At 61.8% G+C, this 15,137-nt stretch carries 14 protein-coding genes; 6 read left to right on the top strand and 8 right to left on the bottom strand.

Going from position 1 to position 15,137, the window contains the following annotated elements:
• The first annotated feature begins 43 nt into the window (after positions 1 to 43).
• Positions 44 to 1,399, top strand: a complete 1,356-nt coding sequence (gene proS, locus OO25_RS10430) for a proline--tRNA ligase (protein ID WP_040170468.1) — start codon at positions 44 to 46, stop codon at positions 1,397 to 1,399.
• A 60-nt stretch (positions 1,400 to 1,459) separates the two neighbouring features.
• Here the strand turns inward: proS and OO25_RS10425 are convergent, their stop codons facing one another.
• Positions 1,460 to 1,948, bottom strand: coding sequence for an HPP family protein (locus OO25_RS10425; RefSeq protein WP_040180000.1), 489 nt, complete (start codon positions 1,946 to 1,948; stop codon positions 1,460 to 1,462).
• Positions 1,949 to 2,197: 249 nt separating this feature from the next.
• Here OO25_RS10425 and OO25_RS10420 point away from each other — a divergent pair, with 249 nt between their 5' ends.
• Entirely contained in the window at positions 2,198 to 3,490 is a 1,293-nt protein-coding gene (locus tag OO25_RS10420) for a lipoprotein-releasing ABC transporter permease subunit (protein WP_040179999.1), read from the top strand.
• Positions 3,483 to 4,199 (top strand): ABC transporter ATP-binding protein, encoded by a 717-nt coding sequence (locus OO25_RS10415; protein WP_040179998.1) that lies wholly within the window; start codon positions 3,483 to 3,485, stop codon positions 4,197 to 4,199. The genes OO25_RS10420 and OO25_RS10415 overlap by 8 nt, the downstream gene beginning before the upstream one ends.
• Positions 4,200 to 4,209: 10 nt before the next feature.
• Here the strand turns inward: OO25_RS10415 and OO25_RS10410 are convergent, their stop codons facing one another.
• The 6 genes from OO25_RS10410 to parE form a co-directional block, all read right to left on the bottom strand.
• The gene (locus tag OO25_RS10410) at positions 4,210 to 4,896 is read right to left on the bottom strand and encodes a hypothetical protein (protein WP_040170471.1); all 687 of its coding nucleotides are present in this window, start codon (positions 4,894 to 4,896) and stop codon (positions 4,210 to 4,212) included.
• A 62-nt stretch (positions 4,897 to 4,958) separates the two neighbouring features.
• Complete coding sequence (locus OO25_RS10405; protein WP_052465653.1) at positions 4,959 to 7,040, bottom strand: molybdopterin-dependent oxidoreductase; 2,082 nt, start codon at positions 7,038 to 7,040, stop codon at positions 4,959 to 4,961.
• Positions 7,041 to 7,142: 102 nt separating this feature from the next.
• Complete coding sequence (locus OO25_RS10400; protein ID WP_040179995.1) at positions 7,143 to 7,895, bottom strand: hypothetical protein; 753 nt, start codon at positions 7,893 to 7,895, stop codon at positions 7,143 to 7,145.
• A gap of 429 nt (positions 7,896 to 8,324) precedes the next feature.
• The gene (locus OO25_RS10395; RefSeq protein ID WP_040179993.1) at positions 8,325 to 8,711 is read right to left on the bottom strand and encodes a GIY-YIG nuclease family protein; all 387 of its coding nucleotides are present in this window, start codon (positions 8,709 to 8,711) and stop codon (positions 8,325 to 8,327) included.
• A 234-nt stretch (positions 8,712 to 8,945) separates the two neighbouring features.
• Positions 8,946 to 9,491, bottom strand: a complete 546-nt coding sequence (locus OO25_RS10390) for a hypothetical protein (protein WP_040179991.1) — start codon at positions 9,489 to 9,491, stop codon at positions 8,946 to 8,948.
• A gap of 10 nt (positions 9,492 to 9,501) precedes the next feature.
• Positions 9,502 to 11,460 carry a DNA topoisomerase IV subunit B gene (gene parE, locus OO25_RS10385; RefSeq protein ID WP_040170475.1) on the bottom strand — a complete coding sequence of 653 codons (1,959 nt, stop codon included), beginning with the start codon at positions 11,458 to 11,460 and terminating at the stop codon, positions 9,502 to 9,504.
• A gap of 200 nt (positions 11,461 to 11,660) precedes the next feature.
• Here parE and OO25_RS10380 point away from each other — a divergent pair, with 200 nt between their 5' ends.
• The 3 genes from OO25_RS10380 to OO25_RS10370 all read left to right on the top strand — a co-directional run bounded on the left by OO25_RS10380 (position 11,661) and on the right by OO25_RS10370 (position 14,313).
• Positions 11,661 to 12,035, top strand: a complete 375-nt coding sequence (locus OO25_RS10380) for a hypothetical protein (RefSeq protein ID WP_040170477.1) — start codon at positions 11,661 to 11,663, stop codon at positions 12,033 to 12,035.
• Positions 12,036 to 12,186: 151 nt separating this feature from the next.
• On the top strand, positions 12,187 to 13,605 hold the full coding sequence (locus OO25_RS10375) for a pyridoxal-dependent decarboxylase (protein WP_040179989.1): 1,419 nt from the start codon (positions 12,187 to 12,189) through the stop codon (positions 13,603 to 13,605).
• Between the two features lie 99 nt (positions 13,606 to 13,704).
• On the top strand, positions 13,705 to 14,313 hold the full coding sequence (locus OO25_RS10370; protein ID WP_040170480.1) for a peroxidase-related enzyme: 609 nt from the start codon (positions 13,705 to 13,707) through the stop codon (positions 14,311 to 14,313).
• Positions 14,314 to 14,352: 39 nt separating this feature from the next.
• On the opposite strand, the gene OO25_RS10365 is transcribed toward OO25_RS10370, so the two are convergent.
• Complete coding sequence (locus tag OO25_RS10365) at positions 14,353 to 15,087, bottom strand: DUF2461 domain-containing protein (RefSeq protein ID WP_040179987.1); 735 nt, start codon at positions 15,085 to 15,087, stop codon at positions 14,353 to 14,355.
• Positions 15,088 to 15,137: the final 50 nt, after the last annotated feature.

Genomic DNA, 15,137 nt, shown 5'->3' with positions numbered 1-15,137 from the left:
GGCTTAGACCGCTTGCGAACCCAGATTGACAAATGAGACCGCCATGCGCCTGTCCCGCTATTTCCTGCCTGTTCTCAAAGAGAACCCCTCCGAGGCCCAGATCGTCAGCCACCGCTATATGCTGCGGGCCGGCATGATCAAACAATCCGCCGCCGGGATCTATTCCTGGCTGCCCTTGGGCTTCAAGGTGCTGAAAAAAATCGAAGGCATCGTCCATGATGAACAGATCCGCGCGGGCCATATCCCGATGCAGATGCCGACCATGCAATCCGCCGACCTATGGCGCGAGTCTGGCCGCTACGAGGCCTATGGTCAGGAAATGCTGCGTATGAAGGACCGGCATGACCGCGACATGCTGTTCACCCCTACGGCAGAAGAGCTGATCACGGATATCTTCCGCAGCCATGTGAACAGCTATAAGGATCTGCCGCTGACCATGTATCAGATCCAGTGGAAATTCCGCGATGAGATCCGCCCGCGGTTTGGCGTGATGCGGGGCCGCGAATTCTACATGAAGGATGGGTATAACTTCGACCTGACCAAGGAAGACGCGCTGCACGCCTATAACCGCCATCTGGTCAGCTATCTGCGCACCTATGAGCGCATGGGTCTGCAGGCGATCCCGATGCGCGCTGACGGCGGGCCGATTGGCGGCGACTATACCCATGAATTCCTGGTGCTGGCCGATACCGGCGAGTCGGAAGTGTTCTATGACAGCGCGGTCACCGATCTGACCTTTGGCGACCGTGAGATCGATTACGACAGTGTCGAGCAATGCCAGGGCGTGCTGGAGGAGTTCACCTCCAAATATGCCCGCACCGACGAGACCCACGACGCGGCCCTGTTTGACGAGATCCCCGAGGAACGCCGCCGCGTCGCGCGCGGTATCGAGGTTGGTCAGATCTTCTATTTCGGCACCAAATACTCCGAAGCGATGGGCGCCAATGTTCAGGGCCCCGATGGCAAGCAGTCGCCGGTCCACATGGGGTCGCATGGCATCGGTGTGTCCCGCCTGCTGGGTGCGATCATCGAAGCGAGCCATGACGACAAGGGCATCATCTGGCCCGAGGGCGTGACCCCGTTCCACTGCGGGATCGTCAACCTCAAGCAGGGCGACGATGAGGCGGATGCCGCTTGCGAGGCGCTCTATCAGGCGCTGACAGCGGCCGGGCTGGAGCCGCTTTATGATGACCGCAAGGAGCGGGCGGGCGGCAAGTTTGCCACCATGGACCTGATCGGTCTGCCCTGGCGCATCACCGTTGGCCCGCGTGGGCTGAAAAACGGCGTGGTGGAACTGACCTCCCGCCGCAGCGGCGAAAGCGAGGAACTGTCGCCTGAGGCGGCGGTGCAGAAGATCATCGAGATCTACGCCAAACACCCCTCCAGCCGCGGTTTCTGAACCCGCCCGGCAGTTTGAAACAGATAGCCCCGCCAGCCTCGCTGGCGGGGTTTTCCTTTGTCAGCCGTGTTTCAGCGGGTAGTCATGGCCGGAGATCCGGTGGAACAGCGTTGCAATCGCCACCAGCGCCACGGCGCCAATCAGCACCGGGAACAGCAGGAAAGAAATGCCGGGGTCGGTGGCAAAGACCACCAGCGGATCGGCGCCTGCGGGCGGATGGGTCAGCCGCAGCGCCGCCATCAGGGCGATCGACAGCCCCACAGCGAGGGCCAGCGCCCACCAGGCGTCCGGAAGCAACGCGTTCAGCGCCAGTGCCACGGCAGTTGCCAGCAGATGGCCGCCGACCACATGCGCGGGCTGCGACAGCGGGCTGGCGGGCACCGAGAACAACAGCACGCAGCTGGCGCCAAAGGGGGCGATCAGCAGCAGGAGGTTGGCATGGGTTGTCAGCAGCGACAGCGCCGCAATCGCCAGAAAGGCACCAAGCCCGGCCATGACCACCGCGCGCAGCGACGGATGTGGCAGGGCGCGTTTGAAATATCGGTCCATCGTCATCCTCATTGTGACCTCGCAGGAGGTTTGGCAAATCGATATCACCGGGGAAGGGCAATGCAACGGGCAATTGCACCGGGTCACGATTCGGTGACGCCATATGCAGGCCCGCGCCCAAGAGATTTGCAGCCTGCGATGTGCGCGGAGCCATGTAACGGGCGGATTATCGGGCAGATCCGCCACCACACCTTGACCCCGGACCTTCCACAGCACAGGTTGCAGACAAATTTTCCGGGCAGGACCACCATGGCCACACCACTCCCTTTTTCCCGTTTCGAATGGCTGATCGCCTGGCGTTATCTGCGGGCGCGTCGCGCCGAAGGGGGCGTCAGCGTGATGACCTGGATCAGCCTCATTGGCATTGCGCTGGCGGTGTTTGCACTGATTGCGACCCTTGCGGTGCGCACCGGGTTCCGGTCGGAATTTGTCGGCACCATTCTGGGGGCCAATGCACATGTGACGCTGTATTCCCACGGCACCGTCACCGATCAGGGGCGGATTGACCGCAAGCTGACAGAGTATGACGCGCTGGCCGAGGCCGCCGCAGCGGTGCCCGGTGTGATCCGTGCAGCGCCGTTGGTGAAGGGGCAGGTGATGGCGAGCCTCAGGCAGCGCAGCGCCGGGGTTGAGGTCTTTGGCATCTCCGCCGCCAATATCGCCACGCTGCCGGCTGTTGCCCAGAGCGAGGCCGCAATTGGTGATCTGTCGCGGTTTGACGCGGGCGTTGCGCTGGGGTCCGGCGTGGCCCGTGAGCTGGGTGTGCAGGTGGGCGACCGGATCAAGCTGATCTCCCCCGATGGGGTCAAGACTGCTTTTGGCACCAGCCCGCGCGTGAACGCCTATGAGGTGGTCTATATCTTCACCGCCGGGCGCTATGACATCGACCGAACCCGGCTTTATATGCCCTTTGCCGAGGCGCAGAGCTATTTCAATCGCGAAGGCTACGCCGATGAGATTGAGGTGATGGTGGAGGATCCAGAAACCGTGGACCGCATGGTGTTGCCGCTGGTGCAGGCGGGGGATGCGGTGGCGTCCAATATCGGGGTCTGGACCTGGCGCGATGCCTCCGGCGGCTTCCTGCGCGCATTGGAGGTGGAGGACAATGTGATGTTCATCATCCTGTCGATCCTGGTGCTGATTGCCACGATGAATATCGTCTCTGGCCTGATCATGCTGGTGAAGAACAAGGGCCGCGACATTGGCATTCTGCGCACCATTGGCCTCAGCGAAGGCTCGGTGATGCGGGTGTTTTTCCTCTGCGGGGCCTGTACGGGTGTCGTGGGCACCCTGTTGGGCGTGATCCTTGGCTGTCTCTTTGCGATCTATATCGATCCGATCTTTTCCTTTGTGAACTTTGTGATGGGGGGCGGGGTCTGGGATCCGGCGATCCGGGGCATCTATGCGCTGCCCGCTGAGCTGCGGCTGGCCGATGTGCTGTCGGCTGTGACGCTGTCGCTGTCGCTGTCCTTTGTCATCACCATTTTCCCGGCACGGCGCGCCGCGCGGATGAACCCGGTGGAGGCGCTGCGCTATGAATAACCCCGAGACGCAAGCCGCTGGCGCGCAATCCGCCGTGTTGCAGCTGAGCCAGGTCGGCAAATCCTACAATCACGGCCTGCCAACGCAGGTGGATGTGCTGAGCGGCATTGATCTGACGGTGAAGCCGGGGGAGATCGTGGCGCTGGTGGCGCCCTCCGGTGCGGGCAAATCGACGTTGCTGCACACGGCTGGTCTGCTGGATACGCCCGATCGCGGCACCGTGCGGATTGGTGGTCAGGATTTGACCGGCAAATCCGAGCGACGGCGCACGGCGGTGCGGCGGCAGGATGTAGGGTTTGTCTATCAGTTCCATCATCTTCTGGCGGAATTCACCGCGCTGGAAAACATCGTCCTGCCGCAGCTGGCCAATGGTATCAGCCGGACCAAGGCGGAGGCCCGCGCGCAGGATCTGCTGGCGCGGGTTGGTCTGCAGGACCGCGCCGGGCATCGCCCTGCGGCCATGTCGGGCGGCGAGCAGCAGCGGGTGGCGTTTTGCCGGGCGCTGGCCAATGGGCCGCGTCTTCTGTTGGCGGATGAGCCCACGGGCAATCTGGATCCCGGCACGGCGGATCAGGTCTTTGCCGCGCTGATGGAGCTGGTGGCGGCCACGGGCATGGCGGCGGTGATTGCCACCCATAACCTTGAGCTGGCGCAGCGGATGGACCGGGTGGTGCGGCTTGAGGGCGGTCAGCTGCACGCCGGGATGTGACTGGCGCGGCTCAGGCGCAGATGCCGGTCACATCGACATCTTTCCAGGGCAGGTAAACATCGCTTTCGCGGCTTTGCGGCAGGTCGGAAACCGGCATCGCGCCCTTCAGCATCCGGTGTAGCCGTTTGGTGCGCGCGCCGGTGGGATCCAGCGCACGGCAGCAGACATATTCCTCAACGATGGCGCCCTGCTGTTCATAGGCAAAGTCGATGAATCGGTCATTGCCCTTCAGATCAAACAGATAGGGGTCGTCGCTCACGCGATGTTCAGCGGCGGCGCGCAGCGGGTGATACCCGGTCTTGGCGCGTTGCTGCCATTGCCAGACATGGGTGGCCTCATGCGCAAGCAACATCGCCTCCACCAGATAAAGCCGATCCGGGTAGGCGGGCATATAGTCATCGATATACCAGTCGCGCACAAAAAAGATGCGGTTGAACAGCGCCAATGCAGCCGGGGAGGAGGTGACGATCTCCTCCTTAACCGGGGGCAGAATACGTTCGCGGCAGGTGACGCGCGGGCGTGGTTTGCGGCGGAATGTGACCTGCGACAGCGGCGCGCCCTTGACGATGCGCAGGCGATCCAGATCCAGCTCCGGCCCATGGATGCGGGTCAGAAACTGCCGTTCTCCCTCTGATGGCGGGCGCCCACAGGACAGGAGGCCAAGGCAGGTGAGGAGGAGACAGAGACGCGCAATCATGGCCCCACCCTAGGTAAGTTAGACCAGGGTGGGAACCGGTTTTGCAGGCGTGGCGTCGCCCGTCAATTGGTGGCGGGGCGCAGGTCCACAAAGGTTTCGTTGTAGCAAGCGCCATCCTCGGTATCGGTGCGGATGTCTGCGGGGATCAGCGCATTCACGGTAAAGCCGGTGGCGCTACTGGCGCGCCAGGTGCCCTTGGGGCTGTAGAGTACACCGGGGCGGGTGGCATCGCTGATCTTCAGCCGCAGGGTCACTGCGGCCTGATCGTTGAACAGCTCCAGCAGCGCACCGTCGCTGAGGTTGCGGCTGGCGGCATCCTCGGGGTGCATTTCGACCAGTTCAACCCCGTCGGAGGGCGGCTGATCGCCAAAGGTGGCATTGGTCCGCTTGCTGGAGGAGGGCGTGATCAGCACAAAAGGCGCGCTGCGCGGCACCGGGTCATAGCGCGGTACGCCAAAGCCGTAGCGGGCCTCGTAGTCTTCGCTGAACAGCTCAATCTTGCCCGAGGCGGTGGCCGGCACAACCGTATCACACAGGATCGGTGCAGCGCCCTCAGGGGCGGTGATCTCCAGCGCCCGGTCCAGCGGGATCTCACTGGGGCGGTGGCCCTGGAGCTGGGGGTGATCGCCGTCCAGCGCCTGATCCATCAGCTCGGCGTCGCTGACCTGAAACAGCGGATCATCATAGCCAAACCGCGCCGCCAGACGGCGGAAAATCTCGGTATTGGGCAGGCTGTCGCCAACCAGCGGGATCACCGGGGCGGCGCGCTGGATGTAGTTCTGGCCATAGGCGCCATAGACATCGTCATATTCGAAATGGCTGGCGGCGGGCAGGATTACGTCACACATCCGCATGGAGTCAGTCATTGCCACATCGCTGCCCGCGATGAAGATATCCTCCTGGCTCAGCGCCTCAATCAGCCGCGCCTGATCGGGATGGGTGGCGACCGGGTTGTGGTTGTAGATCATCACCGCCTTCACCGGGATGCGCATGGTGCGATCCAGCAGTTTGCGCGCCACATCAACGATGTTGAAGACACGGGTATCCGGGTCAATCAGGTGGCTCGCCTGCAAGCGGTCAGTCGTCTTTGGGGCGGCAAGGCCGGGTTTGGCGAGCACACCAGCCCCCAGGCGCCCATGGTGGCCAGTCAGCGCCTGAAGCGCCATCGCCGCGCGCAGGCCGGACCCGCCGGAGCGGCCCCGTTCTATGCCGTTGCCAAGGGAGGTGGACATATTGCGCGCCGCTGAGATCCAATCGGCGAGCTGGTGGAACTGCGCCAGCGGGATGCCGCAGACCTCCGCCACCTGATCGGGGGTATAGCCGCGCGCCGCTTCCAGGTATTGCGCGGACCCCGTGGTCCATTGGCGGATGAAGGCGTGGTCCAGCGCATCGCGGCGCTCCAGCTCCGCCGCCAGCGCCATGGCCAGCACCACATCGGTGCCGGGCACCGGTTGCAGATGCAGGTCGCAATGTTCGGCAATCTTGGTGCGCTTGGGGTCGATCACCACCAGCCGCGCGCCCTTGGCCCGTGCCTGTTTCAGCAGCGGCGCCATATGCAGGTTGGAGACGGTGACATTGTTGCCCCAGACCAGCACCAGATCGGACTGCACCACCTGTTGCGGCGGCATGCCGGGGGCGGGACCAAAGAGGCTCTCATAAGCGCCGCCACGCACCCCGCCACAGAGCGGTCCCCGGTTCAGCCGGGTCGCCCCCATGTGGTAGAAAAACCGCCGGTCCATCGACCCACCTGCCAATTGGCCATGGGGGCCTGCGTAGTTGAAGGGCAGCACCGACTGCGGGCCATGGGCCTCAATCGCGCGCATGACGCCTGCGTGGATCAGATCCAGCGCCTCCTCCCAGCTGATCGGTTCATAGCTGCCGCTGCCGCGTGGACCACTGCGGCGCAGGGGCTGGGTCAGGCGGTTGGGACCATGCACGAAGCCTGCAAAACTGCGCACCACCTTGTTGCAGATCACCGCATCGGTCAGCGGGTTGGCGCGCGATCCGCGCACGGCGGTGATCTGATCATCTTTCACGCTGACGCTGAGGCTGCAGGTGTCCGGGCAATCCAGCGGGCAGACGCTGGGCAGCTGGGTGGTCGGGCTATGGCTCGATTGGCTGTTGGGCGGAAGGGTGTCGCGCATGGCTGGGCTCACAAATCTGAAAATGTCTGTTGCCCTAGCCTAGCGGTGCATGTGACCTTGTATAAATGGCCAGATAAGGAGAATTTGATAAGGCCAAAACCCTTAGCGTAGATCGACCACGGATTTACCCAACCGGAATGGCGCGGCAAAGGCCACCATGCAAAGCGCGAGGATCTGCAAGATCAGAATATGCGCATTGTCCTGCAGATATTCCCATTCGCTTTTCAGCTGGGTGACCTGCGTGATCAGCGCATCATAGGCGCGCGCCAGGATCAGAAAATCGCCCGCAATGGTCGGCACCTTGCGACGCAGGCTGTCGACGGCGGCCTCGGTCGGGGTGTCGAGCGCTGTAAAGACGGTGAAGGCGGCGGGATCAAACGCGTCCGCCTTGGCGGCCATCTCCATCATCTCGCTGGTGTTTTCGGCGCGACCAAAGATCAGCTGCAGCCCCTGCAGCGGCGTGACCTGATCGGTGACAGCGATGAACAGGGGCAGCTCAGCATTGCCGGCGGTGGAGGCGGAGAGGAATTCGATCTTCTCGCACAGAATGGCGATATCCGCATCATAGGCCGGATCGCAAAACCTGAGGCGAAACCGCGCCGCGTCGCGGTCAAAGGCGGCGGTGGCGGCATAGGCGATGTCGATCTGGCGCTCCAGCCGCCCGGTGTCGGCCTTGTAAATGCCCGCCAGCACAGCCACCAGCGCGCCGATCCCGCCGAGAACCACCCAGCCCAGATCCGCCAGCCGCCAGACGCGGTGCCCGGCGGGATGGCGAAACAGCAGTGCGGTGCCGAGACTGCCGATGCCAAAACACATCAGGATCAGCAGCAGTTGATTGTCGGCGATCATCATCATAGCGGCGGCTCCTGCGGGTGGGGGCGAGTTTGGGCTGGCTCTGGGAAGTGTAGAAAGACCAGCGCCTTGCAGGCAAGCGCTATCACCGCGCGGCCCGATGTGCCTAGGGGCGCGGTGGGGGATGTCCTGATTGTGATGTGCCCGGCGTGGTGGGGGCGGGGTCTTGGCCGTTGCTGCGGGCAGCAAAAGGAGGCGGCGCCGCCAAGGGCCCAATGTGTCCATTGGGGCCAAAGGCGGAGGGTGGAATGGGGATTGCCCATCTTCGCGAGATATCTGCGAAACCGCCCCGGTTGGTGGTCGGGGCGTCCAATCTCCAAGTGGTGGGGCAGGGTGTCAATCCGCCCCGGATGTCGCGACTGGATCAGTCTGGCAGAACAGGTTTAAGCGAAGGTGGCGGCGGCGTGCGGTGGGGGCGCAACGGCTGGGTTTTTAAGAGTTGTCAAAACCATCGGTGTCCAAGCCGAGCGCCATCGTGACATAGAGTTCTGTCAGATACTGCTCGATATGGCTTTTTATCTCGAGGAAGCGAAAATTCATACCCTTGATATTGTTGATCTCTTCTCTGAAAGTAGCGCCATAGATCTCGTGGGCTGTAATCTCAGATCTGCTTAGTGCGGTCTTGTATGTGGCCTTGCTAATTTCTTGGTGGCGTTTTCGAGTTCGTTTCAATGCAAAAGATGCAGAATTATGTGATGCCGTTACATGCGCCCTTAACCGCTGCTCCAAATTGTTTGTTCGGCCGACGTAAACTGGTTTGCTGTTCTCGTAAAAAATATAGATTGCTGGAATTTTGAACCCCGCTGGGCGGGTACTCATTGAGAAATATTTTGTTCGTTCAAGAGGTCAAAATTGTTTTTTGCCTTGTCGCAGAAAGCGTCGAAATCATCAGATGACATTATGTCGTCCTATCAATTGAAGTGAAATCTTATGGTGTGCGCCCCCCTCGGACGTGACGCACAGCGGCACGGCCCGCGCCTGACCTTCCCCCCGGGAAGGCGCATTCGCGCCCTCCCAAGGTCAGGTGCGGGCCTTGTGTTGCGCGAGGTGTCTTCATTTCGAATCAGAGATGCCAATACAAGATTGCAGCTCTTTCATTGTAGCCTCATAAGCAGCAATGACGTCACTCTTTCGGGGGACTGAAGATGAGTCAAATAGCTGTTCAAACTCGTCCTTCCATTCGTAGCTTGTATGTTCTTTTCTGTTTCCGTCAAAACATGAAACATGGCTCTTGATTAGAGCATCTTTTCCCGCACCGGAGTAAGTACGAAAAACTAAATGGATGAAGCGGTCGTAAGCAGAGTAGAAATCTTGGCTAAGCAAGTATTTGTAGATGTTTACAATTTTGTCTAGCTCGCGTTTATTTTCGATCAGGTCTTTGGGTGAGATATCTTTCCAGTAACCAACCCAAACGAAGAAGCAATATATGGCATTTAGGCTTGGGGCTATCTGATCATAAAGCTCAAGCCGCTTTTCGATCAGTTTTCTGTTCTGCCATTGTGCGTCATCAATGTTCTTTAGACGGCGATTTAGAAAATACCCGACTATAGCGACTGACAGCGGTGTGAGTGCTGCGACTAGCAGCTTGTAAATTTCCAATGCTTAGCCCTCAAACATCCAGCTCCTCCACGAACTTCGCGTTCTCCTGAATATACTGGAAGCGAAGCTCGGGTTTCTTGCCCATCAGACGTTCAACCAGATCGCCGGTCTCGCCGGGTTCGTCCTCGTCGATGGTCACCCGGATCAATTTCCGGGTGGCGGGGTCCATGGTGGTTTCCTTCAGGTCCTTGGCGTCCATTTCGCCAAGACCCTTGAAGCGGGAGACGTCGATCTTGCCCTTGCCGCCCAGACCCTTTTCAAGCCAGAGATCCCGCTCGGCCTCGTCCAGGCAGTAGACGCGTTTCGCGCCTTGCGTCAGGCGGAACAGCGGCGGGCAGGCCAGATACAGGTGGCCGCCGTCAATCAGCGGGCGCATCTGGGTGAAGAAGAAAGTCATCAGCAGCGAGGCGATATGGGCGCCGTCGACGTCCGCATCGGTCATGATGATGATCTTGTCATAGCGCAGATCGTCGAGGTTGAACTTGCTGCCAAGGCCGACGCCAAGCGCCTCGCACAGATCATTGATTTCGGCGTTTGAGCCGAGCTTGTTGGAGGCGGCGCCAAGGACGTTGAGGATCTTGCCCTTCAGCGGCAGCAGCGCCTGATTGACCCGGTTGCGCGCGCCCTTGCCGGAGCCGCCGGCGCTGTCGCCCTCGACAATGAACAGCTCGGTGCCCGCGCGGTTCTTGGCGGTGCAATCCGTGAGCTTGCCGGGCAGGCGCAGTTTCTTTGTGGCAGATTTGCGCTGGGTCTCTTTCTCCTGCTTGCGGCGCAGGCGTTCCTCGGCCCGCAGGATCAGGAAGTCGAGGATGGCGCCCGCGGATTTGGTGTCGGCGGCCAGCCAGTTGTCGAAATGATCGCGGACGGAGTTTTCCACCATTTTGGCGGCGGCCTCGGTGGAGAGGCGATCCTTGGTCTGACCGACAAAGGCGGGATCCGCAATGAAGCAGGAGACAAGCGCGCAGCCGCCGGTCATCAGGTCGTCGCGGGTGATCTGGCCCGCCTTTTTGTTGCCGACCAACTCGCCGTAGGCCTTGATCCCCTTGAGGATGGCGGACCAGAAGCCCGCAACATGGGTGCCGCCCTCCGGCGTGGGGACGGTGTTACAGTAGGACTGGGTGAAGCCGTCGCGGGACGGGGTCCAGTTGATCGCCCATTCCACATAACCCGGCGCGTTGAATTTCTCGCGGAACTCGACCTTCCCGGCAAAGGGTGCATCGGCGTAGACGGAGGATTTCCCAAGCACTTCTGTCAGGTAGTCTTTGAGGCCGCCGGGGAAGTGGAAGGTGGCCTCGGTCGGGGTTTCACCATCGTCGATTTCCGATTTCCAGCGGATTTCGACGCCGGAGAACAGATATGCCTTGGAACGCACCAGGGTGAACAGGCGCTTGGGCTTGAAGCGGTGGGAGCCGAAGATCTGCTCATCCGCGTGGAAGGTGACGAAGGTGCCGCGTTTGTTCGGGGCGGCGCCGATTTTCTCAACCGGGCCCTGGGGCAGGCCACGGGAGAAGCGCTGCTCGAACAGTTCCTTGTTCTTGGCAACCTGCACCACCATGGAATCCGACAGCGCATTCACCACAGAGGAGCCGACGCCGTGCAGACCGCCCGAGGTCTGATAGGCCTTGCCGGAGAATTTGCCGCCCGCGTGCAGCGTGCAGAGGATCACCTCAAGCGCGGATTTGTCCGGGAACTTCGGATGCGGATCAATCGGGATGCCGCGGCCGTTGTCTGAGATGGTGACGGCGTAATCGGCGTGCAGCGTCACCTCGATCCGGTTGGCGTGGCCCGCGACCGCCTCATCCATGGAGTTGTCGAGGATTTCCGCCACCATATGGTGCAGCGCGCGCTCATCGGTGCCGCCGATATACATACCGGGGCGCTGGCGGACCGGTTCGAGGCCTTCCAGGACCTCAATCGAGGAGGCGTCATAGGTCTCAGAATCGGGCGTGCTGAGGAGGTCGTCGGCCATATGCGGGGCTGCTCTTGCTTGGTTTTGGTTGAGGTCATTATGGCAGGTGTTGGGGCCGGGTGGAAGAGGCACGCAAGGGGCTGTGGATAAGGCGGGCGGGTGCTTGATTGCGGGTCATAATCTTTGAAACAGAGAGGCAGATGTGGTAGTGTCGCCGTGTTATCCATTCACCTTTTATCAGTATTAGTAGGGAGGGAGCCATGCAGACTGCAGGGGCAATTTCCGCGTTTTTGGTAGCAATTTCTTTAGCGTTGCCAGCAGCAGCCGGACCGTCGTTTTCAAAAAAGGAGGTCAGGAAGCTGCTGATCGGCAATACCTATCCGTTGGGACGGAACAACGAGGGGGCGATGTATGTCAAACCCGACGGGACCATGGATGTGGTTTGGGAAGGTAAAACCGAGACGACGGCGTACAAACTGAGGTCCCGTGGCCGCATCTGTTATGAACTCAAGATGTTTGGCGAGACTGAATGCATCGGGTTTGAAAAGATCGACGGCGAAAGTTTCTATCAGGTCTTTGGTGACGCCAAACGTAAGATGGCGTTTTCGGACATTAAACCGGGCAAAGCATTTTGATCCTCCGCTTTCGGGCCGAACTGTCGCTCTGTGTGCGGTTTGGTCTTTACCAGGCTGACCTCTGACACCCAGCCTGCGGCGATATTCTCCGTGCGGTGCCGGGGCTTGCGGGCTACACCGGCTGCCAGAGGTTGGCAGGAGGAGAGCGCAGGTGGCTGGGACTGGGATCAAGACGCAGGATTGGGCGGCGTTTCGGGCGGAGGCACAGCGGATGCTGGAGGCGGCGCTGGATCAGATGCAGGAGGCGGCAGAACGCCCGTGGCAACCGGTGCCCGGCGACATTGACGCGCGTTATGCCATCAGGGCGGAGGCGCAGGGGCCAGAGCAGACCGTCGACCGGATCATTGCGGATGTGCTGCCGTATCATGGCGGCAATATTCATCCCCGGTTCTGGGGCTGGGTGCAGGGATCTGGCTTGGCCAGCGACCTGATCGCCGCGCTGGCGGCGGCAGCGGTCAATGCCAATATGGGCGGGCGGGATCACGGCGCGAACTATATGGAACGTGCGGTCGTTGACTGGACGCGGGCCAAGATGGGGATGCCGGAGGGCGCCAGCGGCATTCTGGTGACCGGCACCTCGCAGGCGACGGTGATTGCCTGTCAGGCGGCGCGGCTCAGGGTCATGAAGGATCTGCGCAAACAGGGACAGGGCGATGTCCGGCTCACGGCCTATGCGGGGGAAGGCGTGCACAACGCCACGCTGAAGGCGGTGGAACTGTTGGGCATCGGCTCGGACAATCTGCGCAAGGTGCCTTTGGTCGGTGGGCAGATGGACTGTTTTGCATTGGCCCGGATGGTGGCAGAGGACAGGGCCGCAGGGGCGCTGCCCTTTCTGGTGGTGGGCACGGCGGGATCGGTGGATCTGGGGCTGTTTGACGATCTGAACGCGCTGGCGGATGCGGCGGCGGCGCTGGGGCTGTGGTTGCATGTGGATGGGGCGTTTGGCGCCTGGACACGAATTGCGGATGAGCCGTACCGGTCGTTGTCCGACGGGATCGGGCGGGCTGACAGTATCGCGCTGGATTTTCACAAGTGGATGTATGTGGGCTACGACTGTGGCATGGCGCTATTGCGCAATGAGGATGAGCACCGGGCGGCCTTTGCCGCGCGGCCATCCTATCTGGAGGGGGCCGAGCGCGGGCTGGCAGGTGGCGAGCCTTGGTTCTGCGACTACGGCATTGATCTCAGCCGGGGCAATCGGGCGTTGAAGGTCTGGACGGCTCTGGAAACCTACGGCGAGGCGGCATTCTGCGAGGCGATTACTGGCAATTGTGCGCTGGCCGCAGCGATGGCGGCAGAGGTGGAGGCGCAGCCGCTGATGGCGCTTGGCGCGCCGGTGGTCTCCAATATCTGCGTGTTCACGGCGCGCTGTGATCTGGCGCCAGAGACGCAATCGCAGGTGAACGTGGAGATTGCCCAGACCCTGCAGGAAAGCGGCGAGGCGGTGTTCTCCACCACACGGATGGACGGCCGGGTGATGCTGCGTGCCGCCATCACCAACCATCGCAGCCGCCCGGCGGACGTGGATGCAGCCATTGCCGCAGTCGCGCGGGAGGCCGCACGGGTCTAGCGGCCGAGCCCAGAGACATCAGCGACAGGATCGGTGTTTTTCGCTTCCATCGCGGTGGGCAACGGCTACTCTGCGCGACGGACAAGCAGGGAGAGCCACATGGCCTGGATCAAGACCATTCCATTTGACGCAGCAACCGGCAAGCTGAAGACGCTGTACGACCGGGTGACCGGACCGGGCGGCAATGTCGATAACATCATGATGATGCACAGCCTGCGCCCGCAGTCGATGGAAGGGCATATGGCGCTGTATAAGGCGGTGCTGCACCACAGCGGCAACAGCCTGCCGAAATGGTATCTGGAGGTGCTGGGCGTCTGGGTGTCCTCGCTGAATGACTGCGCCTATTGCGTTGAGCATCACTTTGCCGGGTTGCAGCGGCTGTTGCGGGACGCGCCGCGCGGCGCAGCCATCCGCGCCGCCATCGAGGCGCGCAACCCTCAGCTGGCACCGCTTGAAGCTGCGGAGCGCGCCGGAATGGTCTATGCGCGCAAATTGACCGAAGCACCGGCTGCCGTGATTGAGGCGGATATCAACGCTCTGCGCGCGGCGGGGCTGGATGATGGGCAGATCCTGGAGATCAATCAGGTCACCGCCTATTTTTCCTACGCCAATCGCACCGTGCTGGGGCTTGGCTGTTCGACCAAGGGTGATGTGCTGGGGCTGAGCCCCAACAACAGCGAGAACCCGGAGGATTGGGGTCATAGCTGAGCGCGTCTGACTGGCTGGCCTAGGCCGCGTCAGACCGGGCTAGGCCGCAACAGGATCGGCGAGGATCGGCCGCAGCAGCGTAAACAGCGGCGCCAGCACAAGGGCGGCGCTGCAGACTGCGGCCACGGGATCCGGCGGCGGCGCAAGCGCGACATCGCGCCAGAGCGTCAGCGATTTGCGTCGCAGCAGATCGGCGTGGGGATGGCTCTGCCCATGCGGCGAGGGCACGCGTTTCAACTCTGGTGCCTTGGGCTGAAACCCTTTGAGGGAGAGGATATCCATCAGTGCCGCCATCTCATCGGCAAAGCCACTGTCGCGGGGGTTGGGATGCCCCGCGACCTGCGCCAGCCCGGCGGTGGGATAGCTCCGCGTCAGCGGTTGCCCCGCAACCGCATCCCGCCAACGGCTGAGCGCGCTGCCGTTCAGGCCCATGATGCCGCCGCCGATGCGCACGCCATCGGGATCAATGCCAAAGAACACCCCGCAACCGGGGGTCTGCGGCAGCTGCCACAGCAGATGCAAATGGGTGTGATAGGGGGTCTTGTCCTTGGAAAAACGCAAATCGCGCTGGGGGCGGAAGAGTTTGCCTCGAATGCCGGGATGATGGGGGCGCAGATAATCCGCGACCGCTTGCAAAAGCGCCTCAGCCGGGTGGCGCAACTCTGCGTCGTAGCGCGCCTTGTGGGACTGGAACCAATCCCGCGTGTTACTCTCCGCCAGCTCCGCGAGAAAGGCCTGTGCGTCGGGGATCAGCTGGCGTGTGATATCGGACATGCAAAGGCTCCTTACGGTGGGCTGGCGCTGACAGAAGCCTAACACAGGTG

The sequence above is a fragment of the Phaeobacter sp. S60 genome (assembly GCF_000826845.1).
Taxonomy (GTDB): domain Bacteria; phylum Pseudomonadota; class Alphaproteobacteria; order Rhodobacterales; family Rhodobacteraceae; genus Phaeobacter; species Phaeobacter piscinae.
The sequence above is the reverse complement of the archived record's forward strand: the minus strand, read 5'-3'. Positions and strand labels throughout refer to the sequence as shown.